We start from the raw sequence: 11,207 nt of genomic DNA, 5'->3' as shown, positions 1-11,207 counted from the left end.
GTCTACTTACTCTTAAATGTTTTAAGGCCTATCTCTTCCTAGCTTTTTTGGATAGGATAGCCTTTTTTGCCCTTCACACCTTGTTTATCGACCTCAAACAACTAGATGTATACTAACATATACAGCACAAATTGTCATGCTAAGAGTGATCCCTGAGCCTTAGCTAAAGAGTCGTGCTTCGCTGTTTCTATACGGGTCGGGTTTCATCCCGTCGGGAAAACCGAGGGTCTTCACCCGACATTGCAGATAAAAGAAAAAGCCCTGGAGTGTCATCTCCAGAGCCTTACCAGGGTGCATCTACCATTCCAATCTTCTCGAAGCACCCCCACCATCCGGAAAAGTCCTGAAAAAAATTTGCTCTCCCCTGTTATGCTTCCCTCAATGCCCTTATACCCTGCCGTGTATATCATCGGAGCCGGCCCAGGAGATCCTGATTTAATCACCCTCAAAGGCTACCGCATCCTACAACAAGCGGACGTGATCATTTACGCCAACTCCCTCATTCCCCAGCAAATGTTGCGGGATGTGCGTTCCGATGCCGAATTAGTCCCCACCGGACATCAAACCCTTGAGCAGATAATCCCTCTGATGATTGACCGGGTACGTTGCGGTTGTTCCGTTGTCCGTCTCCACTCCGGGGATCTCACCCTCTACAGCACCATCTACGAGCAAATTCAAGCCCTCCTTGGGGCTGAGATTCCCTTTGAACTAATCCCCGGTATTAGTGCCTTTCAAGCGGCCGCCGCTAAACTGGGGGCAGAATTGACCATTCCTGAATTAGTGCAAACTATCATCCTCACCCGGGTGAGTGGTCGCGCTTCAGCCGTGCCGAAAGCGGAAGAATTAGCCAGTTTAGCCGCTCATCAGGCGAGTTTATGCCTCTACTTGGCGGCCCGTCATGTGGAGGCGGCCCAAGGGCAATTACTGGAACATTACCCTCCCGATACCCCTGTAGCCATTTGTTTCCATGTGGGTTGGCCTGATGAGCAGTTTTGGCTGGTGCCGTTGCAGGAGATGGCACAGGTGACACAGGAGCAAGATTTAACTCGCACGACTCTGTATCTGATTAGTCCCGCTTTGGGGGTTTTGGAGTCAGGGGCGAGTACAGCGCGATCGCGTCTTTACCATCCCACACACAGCCATCTCTTCCGACAATCCTGATCTTCTTCCCTGACAAGAGAAGACAAGGCTTAACGGGTCAAGATTGCTCAAGGGGTTTCTCCTGACTCCTCCGTAGACTCTCCAGACTCTTCCACCCCAGGAGAGGGAAGTTCTTCCGGCACATCTGGGAAAAGTTGAGGTCGTAACGTCAACACCCCAAACGTCGCCGCACCGATTAACAGCACTACGCCAATAATCCAGAGAAACCCACTATTTCCCCCACGCTGAGGGGGAGCGACTTCCTCCTCTTCCTCCCGGTTTTGGGCTAAATTCGCCTGCATTTCCTCAAAAAAGGACGGTAACTCATAATCCGGTCGTAATGGTGGTTCTGTTGCTCCTTCCTCTTCCGTTGTCTTCTCTTCCACCGGGGGCGGACTTTGACCATTCCCCTCTACTATGGAGGGCGTAACGGTGGCCGGAGCAGGTTCTGGGGGTTTCACCTCGACTTGAGGTACAGGAGGCGTTTCCGAGGGTGTACCCGTCAATTCCGCCAGATTCATTAACACTGGATACTGGGCTGAAACCCCACAGGCCGCCGCCACAATGGACGTATTATCATGACCGTTGTTCTGGTTAGCTAGTTGGATTAAAAAATCCACCGCCGCCTCAATGGTCAATTTCCCCGTCAAGACTTGGGGGACAAACTCCGGCCAAGCTTGTTCGAGTAACCCATTGTCACTCAAACCATCGGAACATAACAATAAAATGCCGTCCTCTTCGAGGATAAAACGGCGAATTGTGGGGCGGAGGCGTTCCGCTTCTCGGGTTCCCAACGCCTGAGTTAAGGCCCCGGCATCGGGACGCTGGGCGGCAATGTGGGATAAACTGCGACCTAAGCGCACTTCTCGGGTAATCACATCATCATCCACCGTGAGGGGTTGACAGTAGCGTTCTGTGAGCCAATAAGCGCGACTATCCCCCACATGGGCGATATACCATTCATGACCATTCCCCACCACATCCCCCCCCAGATTGACCTGTTGGGGCAGTTGGACGGCCATCACCAAGGTGGTGGCCATGCGTCGCCGGGCTTCCCGCTTCTGGTCATTGTTACGGGAACAGATTAAATTATTGGCAATGCGAATCATAGCCGATAATTGATCGGCCACTACATCGGGACTCATCACCTCGGGGTTTTCCTGTAATTCTGTCAGCAGGGCCTGGACTTGTAACTTGAGGGACTGTACGGCTAACTGACTGGCCACCTCTCCCCCTTCATGGCCGCCAATGCCATCACAGACGATTAAACAATGATGGTTCAGACTCAAGGGACCGGGGCTACCATTGCGCACTAATTCCAAGGCGGTGGGATAGTGACTATCTTCATTGTGGGCCTGTTGGGGGCCGCTATCTGTTCCACTGGCTACGGCAATCCGTAGGGGCTGGTGGGCGGCCTGTTCTAGGAGGAGTTGATTCAGACTTTGCCGCAGGACTGAGAGGGAGACTTTATCCTGTTGGAGTTGGGTGAGGAGGGTTTGCAGTGGGGGAACAATGGGGGATTTTGCCCGTTGGACTAAGGGAGTCAAGACCTCGGCTAGTCCTTGTAAGGTGGCGACGGAACGGGTGGTGGCGGTGGCAATGCCTCCCGTGCGGGGATGACGATTAAAGGGGGGCTGGTGGAATAGTTCCCGCAAGCGCAGACACCAGCCCTGAACGCGCAGGTTTTCTAGGTCGAATAGGGAGGCCGCCATTCCTTGTTCGGTGAGGGGGGTCCACAAGTCTAGGATTTGCCATAACCAATAGACTTGACGAATGACAGAGGCTTCTTGCCACGCTTGTTCAAGGGAGGGGTATAATTTGCCCTTGGCATCGACGGGGATGTGTTTTAAGAGTAATACTGTTTCGCCTTCGACGGAGCAAGTGCCGTAAATTTCGGGTAGGTGAAGCCGTTGGGGATAAAGCCGTAAGTAGGGCTGCCAACTGTCGGGTAGGGGATCGGGGATATAAGGCGATCGCTCGGGATAAATATCTTGCCACACTTGGGGATGTAGCACCTTATAGCGCCCTTCCATGACATTGGGGGGCAAAATGCGCGCTGCTACCGAACCAACGGACCAAAGGTAAACAGGAGTAGGAGTGGCGGGGAGAGAACGATTCATAGGAGCAGGGTGGGGACTTGCCCCACTCAGTATAATTGATCATGTCGATGTCTTTGCCCTAAATATCAAGTAATGTCAAGTCACCTCTGATAATCGTTCTAGGGGTGAGAAACTAGAATCAGAGTTGAAGAGGTTTTAAACTTTATATGTCGGAGTTCCTAGATTTTTTAAGACATAAATTTGCTTACGTTGCCATCGGTGAATTTCAGCCGGGTACCTTTGACCAAGCCGAAAGGCTCTTTGTTCAAGCCGTTTCTACCTACAGCCAAGGCTTTCAAGGGGCTTATCTCTTACAAGAACCGGGGACTGATAAAGGCATTGCGATTATCTTCTGGGATAACATAGATGATATGGATGCCAACCGCAATACAGCCTGTGAAGCTATTCTCAAGGAAATGGCTCATTTGTTTATTGCCCCCCCCGTCACTAAGTTTTATGAAGTCTGTAGCGAAATTGAGGCCAATCAAAAGTCAGTGAGTCCCAGCTTGGTGGGTTAAGTCTTCTGGGGGGTTTGTTGGGGCAAAGTTGCTAGAATGTCCCCTAGGAGTGCTTTTCGTATCCATTATCCAAACTGTCACATGATGGTCATAGGATCTTCAAGGGAATGTCAAAACCCTTGATTATAGTGAATCTATAAGCTCAAGACCACACCACTCCTGAAAGTAAAATCTTGCGACTTGGGCTGTTGTTGACTAGACATCAGTGGGCAGGGAGGGATGACTCACTCACTCTCCCTCCACCCTTTTCTCTCTTGGGCGATCGCCTCGGGAAAAACTGGTTTAGTCTAAAGATTCTTTTTCCTGATGTACCCCTGGTAATGGATTATGACGAAAGCTCCTTATAAACCTGCCCCTATTGAACAAGATATTATGGGAGTTAAACCCGATCGTCCCTCTACCTCTTCTCCGGGTGTGTGGCATTCCTTCACCCAGTTTGGTCGTCAGGTTTCCTTGGTGCTGTTGGGTGTTGGCCTGACGGTGGGAGCCTATGCTCTGTATGAAATTGATTCGTCTGTCTTGCCTCCTGCTCTACGACGTTCGGAAACTGAGACAGATTCTAATAATATTATTACGCCAGAACCCACGACGCGGTTTTCTAATACTAATTCTGAACCCATTGCCCGACGACCTTCCGGGGTGAGTCCGGTGACTCATGTGGTGCAACAGGTGGGTCAGGGTGTGGTGCGCATTGATGCCTCTCGCACGGTGGCCACTGGGATTCCTGACCCTCTGGGGCGATTTTTCGGCTCAAGTGTCCCCAGTCAACGGGTGGAACGGGGTTCCGGTTCTGGCTTTATTGTCACATCGAATGGGGAAATTTTTACCAATGCCCATGTGGTGGAAGGGGCCGAACAGGTGACGGTAACGCTGAAAGATGGTCGCACCTATGACGGAAAGGTAATCGGGAGTGATCCGGTGACGGATTTGGCGGTGGTGAAGATTGAGGCAACGGACTTGCCAACTATTGCCTTGGGGGATTCGGATCAGTTACAACCGGGAGAGTTAGCGATCGCCATTGGCAATCCTTTGGGGTTAGATAATACTGTCACCACAGGCATTATCAGCGCTACCGGACGCAGCAGCGCTCAAATCGGAGTCCCGGATAAACGGGTGAATTTTATCCAAACCGATGCGGCCATTAATCCGGGCAATTCCGGCGGTCCCCTGCTCAATGAACAGGGTGAAGTGGTGGGCATAAACACGGCTATTTTACAAAATGCTCAAGGTCTAGGCTTTGCGATTCCCATTAATCAGGCCAAAGAAATCGCCGAACAGTTAATTACGAAAGGTCGCATGGATCACCCCTACCTGGGGGTGCAAATGGTTGCCCTCAGCCCGGAAATTCGCCAGCGTTTTCAACAGCAAACGGGACAATCTCTGCCCGCAGAGCAAGGTGTTTTAATTGTGCAGGTCATACCCAATGCCCCAGCCGCCCAAGGGGGAGTCCGTCGAGGTGATATTATTCAAGGGATTAACGGTCAAACCGTTTCTACGGCGGAGGATGTGCAGAGGATAGTTAGTCAGACTGCTGTAGGGTCTAGTTTGGAATTGACTGTGCAACGAGGCGATCGCCGTTTAGATTTAACCATCACTGTGGGAGTTCTTCCTAGTTCCTCTTCGTAATCTCCCACGAGTTTAAAAGTTTGTTCCCCTGAGTTCATTCCCTGTCCTAAATGTGGATAGGGAATTTTTCTAGATTCCCTCCCTTTCACGATTTTGGGCTAGGGTAGTAATAGGACATAGGGAAAATGCGGCTCTGTCCAATGGAAATTGCTAGATGGGGTTTTGTGACTCATGAGGTACACTTTTCTTAGATGATCTGTTCCCCGTTCCCTCAAACTAGGGACTCTGTACCTCACCAGTAGGGAAATCACTATACTATGATTCAAAACATCACCATAGAAAATTTTAGATGTTTTCAAAATACTTCAGTTAAAGAGTTTAAGCAAGTCAATTTAATTGGAGGAAAAAATAATGCCGGGAAAACCTCTCTGTTAGAAGCACTGTTACTGTATACCTTTCCTCACCCTCACAGTATTATTGAGCTTAAACAAATCCGTCAATAATCTTCAGACGTTGTGGCAGCTATGCCTGATAAAGCGTGGGATAGTTTTTTTTATAATGCAGACTCAAAACTCCCCAAGTTGATTAAAATTTCTGGGATAAACTCGGACAACACTTGTAAATCTACAACCTTAAAAGTTTCAGATGTATTAAGTCCAGAGATGATTCGGGCATTTGCTGAATTGGGGAATGATCGGGACTATCAAGACCAGGGAACTTATTTTGAATTAACTCGTGATCCTCGAAATAATCAGATTGTATCCATTCAACGAGACTTTGAACTATTACAATATGATTTAAAACATAATCAGCCTATTCGTGGAGAAATTTAAGTTGTTGTTGAGTTAATTTGAAAATGACAAACTTTTGGAGCATCCAGATTTAGACCATTTAAAATCCTTTTTCGCCCTATTTTAACTCTGAAATATGGGTTTTTGTCTCAGGGCAAAAAGACGCTTTCAACCCCACCCTAAACCCATGTCAACTATTCCAAACCTAGCCCCGGATCTGAATTTTGGTCGCTTTTGGCTGCTCACTGAGGAGGGCTACCTGATCAACGACTGCCAACGATCTTTGATTCAAGATCCGTGGCTGCCTTTGGTGGAGGAATGGATGGAGGGCTGTGTGGTGGGTTTGGGCGATCGCCTCCATAGTCTCTATCTGAGGGGTTCTATCCCCCGAGGCCTCGCTGTTCAAGGGTTATCGGACTTGGATGGGATTGTGCTAACTCATCAACCCCTTGATGACCTAACGACTCAAATTCTGTTCACCCTCGCTCAAAAACTCAGCCGACGCTATCTATTTTGCCCCAAGGTGGAAATTCTGCCCTTAACTCTAGATGACCTTCGGGGGGATTGGGCTGTATTGTTGGCGACTCAAGGACTGAATCTCTGGGGGCAAGATGTGATCCCTCACTTACCCCCGGTCAAAGTTAGCCCCGCTTTGGTACATTATCTCCCGACCCTAGAACAAGATTTACAACGGGTGACTACTGAGTTGCGTCACTCTCCGACCTGTACATTGTCTCGATGCCGTTGGATTTGCCCTCGTTTGGTGCGGGCGGGGTTTGAATTGGTGATGGAGTCGGAGGGGCAGTTTACGCGGGATTTAGGACTATCTGCGGTCCGGTTTGGGGTGTATTACCCCCAACAAGCCCGAGGGATGAATTTAGCGCTAAAACTGGCTTTAGAACCGACGGGAGATCGGGGGGGTTTGTTGGTGTTTCTCCAACAGTTTGGGGGGTGGTTAGTGAGGGAATTTGGGGTCAATCAACAAAACTCCTTCCTCCACTAAGCGGGTAATCACCTTGAGGGCATCATCTAAGCTTAGAGTAGGGGCGATTTCTGCCAATTCTGAGAGGGTAAAGCCTCGGGGGTTAAATAGACAAGCAAGGGCCGCTGGGGATAGACCTTGCAGGGTAATATGACGGTTAGCGAGATTAATTTCCCAGCCTTTTTCTTCGCTGCCCAGGATCTGGGGACGGTGTAGGGGGGAGAGTTGAAAGTGGGTGTCGAGTGACCATTCTGAAGGATCTAAGGTGGGATTGAGTTGTTGGGGCAGTTGGAGGGGGAGGGGGGGCTGTTGGTGTTGCAGGTGTTGCCGATATTCTTGGAGGGTTTGGTCGGAGGTGAGCCATTGACTCAAGGCGGTTCCAAGGTGATTTAAGGATTGCTCTAGGGTGTTGGGTGTTGGGACGAGGAGGGGGAGGTTTTGCCGCCATTGGGGTTGTTTTTCTAGTTTTGCGATCGCCCATTCCAACCAGTCCAAACCTGTGGGACTGGAGACTCCCACAGTTAAATGTAAGGAATGTCCCCCTTGGGCGATCGCATAGTGCCAATGCCCCCGAGGAATATACAGCGCATCCCCCTGTTTTAACAATCCCTGCCAGTAAGGGGGCGTTTCTGGGGGTAAGTCGCTGTCTTGGCGTGTCTCTGAGGTGGGATAGGGAAGAGTGGGATCAAAAATCAACCACTCTTTCTCCCCATCGAGTTGCAAAATAAACACCTCATGGGTGTCATAGTGACAGTTGAATCCTTGTTGATGGGGAGGGGAGAGATAGAGATTCACTTGGACGGGATGCCCCAGATCCCTTTGGAGGGCGGCCGTCCATTGAGCTAGGGCGGGATGCCGTTGGTGGACTTGGTTGAGGATCAGGGTGGCTCCCTGTTGCAGGCGATCGCGAAGCGTCTCGGCACGAGAATCGCGCCATTGTCTTACGGGTACATCAGCTAAACTCTGTCCTCCTTGATGAAAGCGCAAGTCCGGATCACCTAACTGATGAAAGTTCAATAAATAGTTTAAATCTTCCCAAGCGAAAAGTTCCCGAAATCGTTGGGGGTGTGAGGCCTGAAGATAAACCGCTTTTTGCGTCCAGATTTCCCCCACAAAGGTTTCTACTGTCAGAGGAGTGATTAAGTTAGCCAGAATTTCTGTCATGTCGATTGTTCACAGCAACCGGGGGAAGAATCCCCCGTTTCCATTCATTCCTGATTATTAACGGCGTCTTCTTCTCGGGCCTCCATCGTAGTCTTGGTTTGTATCGAAATCCCGGTTATAATCATAATCCCGGTCGCCCCTCCGTTGTCTTTGGGCTTGGAATTGCCTTTGGGTCTGGAATTGTGAGGGCGAATCCCCTGCAATTCTCGTCACTTCAATCGTTACACTTGACTCAGCCCTATTCACAGAAGTCTCTTGAGGCAGCATAGCCCCCACCTGCACCGGAGTCAGCATTAAGGCCCCCACTTTCGTGGAAAGCAGGGCTATGAGTAAAGGAGATACTTGCAATTTCATCGTGAAAACTACAGATTACGACAATGTGCAGAACTGCACTCATCACAATATAACAAATTAATCAAGTCTCTGGATGCCCAGAGACTTGATTAATTGATAAACGAGCAGCCGCTTCTTGCAACCGTTGTGAACAGTTTTCTGTAATGGGTTCGCCATGAGCAACGGAGATGATTTGCAAGGATAGAATACGATCTGCTAGGGTGATTAACCACTGCTGATACGCCAATAGATCGGTGAGAAAAAACCGCTTCCCTAATGCCGTAATGCCAAAATAGCCCGCCGCACCTAGCCAATGCAAGATGAATTGACGATGGGGAACAAATTGCTGCAAATAAGACTCGGTGAGGTTGAATAAGATATCGGTAAAAATTAGAGCTTTTCCAGTGCTGAGGGGAAGTTCATACACTAATTCTTGAGGTCGAATGCCCTCTGGTTGATGACAGATAATGCCCAAGGGCGGTAATATCTCCTCAGCAATCCCATCCACCGTTACGATTTCCTCAACGTAGGGTTTAGCCACTTGGGGAGTAATCACCTGTAACTGGGGATAACGCTGCTTAAACAGGGCAGCATCCAGACGATGGATGCGGTTGGGTACAATCATCAGGGTGGGGGTACCGAGGGATTCTAGGGCTGTCATTCCGGCTTCATTTAGGGCGATCGCACTATGAATCAATAACCCCCCAGCGGGCAGTCGATAGATTACCATTTCTCTGGGGGTGAACCCCAAAACCCCGGTAACGTGCCACAAACCGGGAGCGAGTTCCTGAATCTCACCGTGGGGGAAAACATGGTTGCGCCATTCTTCCTCCCAACTCCTAGGGATAGTGGGAGGTTGAAAAAAGGAGAAAAACCGATAGAATCCTTCCGAAGCTGAGTTTTTGCTAGGGAGCATAGGACTTTGAGAGTGAACTGTTTTTGAGTTCTCTCTATTTTGTCTCAGAGTCATATCAAGTTCGCTTAATCGGTTGTAATATTAGTGACCAGTGCAAAACTTGCATCATTCCCAGACGAATTAGCATAGCCCCCCACTTAACTACCGAGGAACTCAGCAGAGTTTTCATTGGTGGTCTTAAACCGAGACTTTACTGTAACTGATTATCTGGACATCATATCAAATACCCCACCCACAAGGGGCGGGGTAGTAAACCCAATTTTCAACAAAAAAGAGAAGGGGAAACAGATCACCCTTCTCTTGTTTCATTCGAGTTAATTCCAATTGAGCTAAAACACTAAGCCCATTTGTCAGCGACTAATTCTGCTAAATCAACCACTCGTTGAGAATAGCCCCATTCGTTGTCATACCAACCGACAACTTTCACCATATCGCCACCCATGACCATGGTTAGACTCGCATCGGCAATGGAGGAACAATCTGTTCCGCGATAATCACTAGAAACTAAGGGCAGGTCATTGTAGCCTAGAATCCCTTTCAAAGAACCTTCAGAGGCTTCCCGTAAGGCATCATTCACCTGTTCAGCAATGGTGCTTTTTTCCACTTGTACCACAAAATCTACAATGGAAACGTTAGGAGTCGGAACTCGGAACGCCACCCCATTGAGTTTGCCTTTCATTTCAGGAATCACGAGAGCAACGGCTTTCGCGGCTCCGGTGGTGGTGGGAACAATATTGATCGCGGCTGCCCGAGCGCGTCTTAAGTCACGGTGGGAGGCATCGAGTAACCGTTGATCCCCGGTGTAACTGTGGGTAGTGGTCATCGTACCTTTGATGATCCCAAAATTCTCGTGCAGCACTTTCACGATGGGAGCCAGACAGTTAGTTGTACAACTGGCGTTACTGACTATTTTGTACCGATTGTGGTCATACTCATGATGATTCACTCCCACAACAAATGTCCCAATGTCTCCACCTTTCCCCGGTGCGGTGATTAAGACCTTTTTCGCACCAGCTGCTAAGTGTTTGGAAGCACCTTCCTCGGTTACAAAGACTCCCGTTGATTCGATGATCAAGTCAATTCCCCACTCTCCCCAGGGCAAGTTTAGTGGGTTGCGATCGGAGACACACTTAATGGTTTTCCCGTTAACAATCAGGGAGTTTTCATCTGCGTCAATGTCAGCATCCAACTTGCCTAGCATGGAGTCGTATCTTAGCAAGTGAGCGTTCGTTCTCGGATCAGATGTATCATTGATCCCTACTACTTCGAGTTGGGTGTTTTCACGTCCTAACCAACAACGCAAAAAATTCCGTCCGATGCGTCCGAACCCGTTGATTGCTACTCTAATCACTGCGTCTTGCCCTCTGTGTTCTAGTTCAATACATTAAATTAATCTTAATATCCCAAATCATATCGCAAAGGCTGCGCAATTTAACGATCCCAATTTAGATTCCCTTGAGCGGGGTTTCAATTTCAGGGTAAGGGGGAATAGAGACGATGGGCTGCAATATAAGTCTGTATGGGGGATGGCAGGCTAGGATGAGGGCGGTTGCTCTGTTGATAATGTTGGCGAATTTCACTCGAAGAAATCGGGAGGGGGGGGAGCGGTAAGAGTTGACACTGAATGTTAATCCCTTGGTCATGTAATTGTTCAATGATGGGCTGGAGATGGCAGGGGAGGGGGGGGGCGGGGGGCGA

At 49.3% G+C, this 11,207-nt stretch carries 11 protein-coding genes and 1 pseudogene; 6 read left to right on the top strand and 6 right to left on the bottom strand.

The features are described 5' to 3' along the window. Nucleotides 1–381: 381 nt before the first annotated feature. The gene (cobM, locus tag K4A83_RS20065; protein ID WP_265266468.1) at nucleotides 382–1,161 is read left to right on the top strand and encodes a precorrin-4 C(11)-methyltransferase; all 780 of its coding nucleotides are present in this window, start codon (nucleotides 382–384) and stop codon (nucleotides 1,159–1,161) included. Between the two features lie 47 nt (nucleotides 1,162–1,208). On the opposite strand, the gene K4A83_RS20060 is transcribed toward cobM, so the two are convergent. Beyond that, a complete protein-coding gene (locus K4A83_RS20060) occupies nucleotides 1,209–3,260 on the bottom strand; it encodes a PP2C family protein-serine/threonine phosphatase (RefSeq protein WP_265266467.1) in 2,052 nt (683 codons plus the stop codon). A 146-nt stretch (nucleotides 3,261–3,406) separates the two neighbouring features. On the opposite strand from K4A83_RS20060, the gene K4A83_RS20055 reads away from it, so the two are divergent. From K4A83_RS20055 to K4A83_RS20035, 5 genes are all read left to right on the top strand, one after another. Continuing rightward, a complete protein-coding gene (locus K4A83_RS20055) occupies nucleotides 3,407–3,757 on the top strand; it encodes an antibiotic biosynthesis monooxygenase (protein WP_265266466.1) in 351 nt (116 codons plus the stop codon). A gap of 327 nt (nucleotides 3,758–4,084) precedes the next feature. Beyond that, the gene (locus K4A83_RS20050; protein ID WP_265266464.1) at nucleotides 4,085–5,383 is read left to right on the top strand and encodes an HhoA/HhoB/HtrA family serine endopeptidase; all 1,299 of its coding nucleotides are present in this window, start codon (nucleotides 4,085–4,087) and stop codon (nucleotides 5,381–5,383) included. Nucleotides 5,384–5,640: 257 nt separating this feature from the next. Beyond that, nucleotides 5,641–5,826 (top strand): AAA family ATPase, encoded by a 186-nt coding sequence (locus K4A83_RS20045; protein ID WP_265266463.1) that lies wholly within the window; start codon nucleotides 5,641–5,643, stop codon nucleotides 5,824–5,826. Nucleotides 5,827–5,838: 12 nt separating this feature from the next. Continuing rightward, the gene (locus K4A83_RS20040; RefSeq protein WP_265266462.1) at nucleotides 5,839–6,156 is read left to right on the top strand and encodes a hypothetical protein; all 318 of its coding nucleotides are present in this window, start codon (nucleotides 5,839–5,841) and stop codon (nucleotides 6,154–6,156) included. Between the two features lie 145 nt (nucleotides 6,157–6,301). Continuing rightward, a complete protein-coding gene (locus K4A83_RS20035) occupies nucleotides 6,302–7,117 on the top strand; it encodes a hypothetical protein (RefSeq protein ID WP_265266461.1) in 816 nt (271 codons plus the stop codon). On the opposite strand, the gene K4A83_RS20030 is transcribed toward K4A83_RS20035, so the two are convergent. From K4A83_RS20030 to K4A83_RS20010, 5 genes and pseudogenes are all read right to left on the bottom strand, one after another. Further along, on the bottom strand, nucleotides 7,070–8,260 hold the full coding sequence (locus K4A83_RS20030) for a cupin domain-containing protein (protein WP_265266460.1): 1,191 nt from the start codon (nucleotides 8,258–8,260) through the stop codon (nucleotides 7,070–7,072). The genes K4A83_RS20035 and K4A83_RS20030 overlap by 48 nt on opposite strands. A gap of 57 nt (nucleotides 8,261–8,317) precedes the next feature. After that, the gene (locus K4A83_RS20025) at nucleotides 8,318–8,614 is read right to left on the bottom strand and encodes a hypothetical protein (protein ID WP_265266459.1); all 297 of its coding nucleotides are present in this window, start codon (nucleotides 8,612–8,614) and stop codon (nucleotides 8,318–8,320) included. Nucleotides 8,615–8,675: 61 nt separating this feature from the next. Further along, on the bottom strand, nucleotides 8,676–9,509 hold the full coding sequence (locus K4A83_RS20020) for a hypothetical protein (protein WP_265266458.1): 834 nt from the start codon (nucleotides 9,507–9,509) through the stop codon (nucleotides 8,676–8,678). Between the two features lie 337 nt (nucleotides 9,510–9,846). Next, nucleotides 9,847–10,860, bottom strand: a complete 1,014-nt coding sequence (locus K4A83_RS20015; protein ID WP_265266456.1) for a type I glyceraldehyde-3-phosphate dehydrogenase — start codon at nucleotides 10,858–10,860, stop codon at nucleotides 9,847–9,849. A 122-nt stretch (nucleotides 10,861–10,982) separates the two neighbouring features. After that, nucleotides 10,983–11,207 (bottom strand): annotated as a pseudogene (locus tag K4A83_RS20010) (hypothetical protein); the annotation flags it as partial.

Source organism: Spirulina subsalsa FACHB-351 (genome assembly GCF_026130165.1).
Taxonomy (GTDB): Bacteria; Cyanobacteriota; Cyanobacteriia; order Cyanobacteriales; family Spirulinaceae; genus Spirulina_A; species Spirulina_A subsalsa_A.
This window is presented reverse-complemented; position numbering and strand designations above follow the sequence as displayed.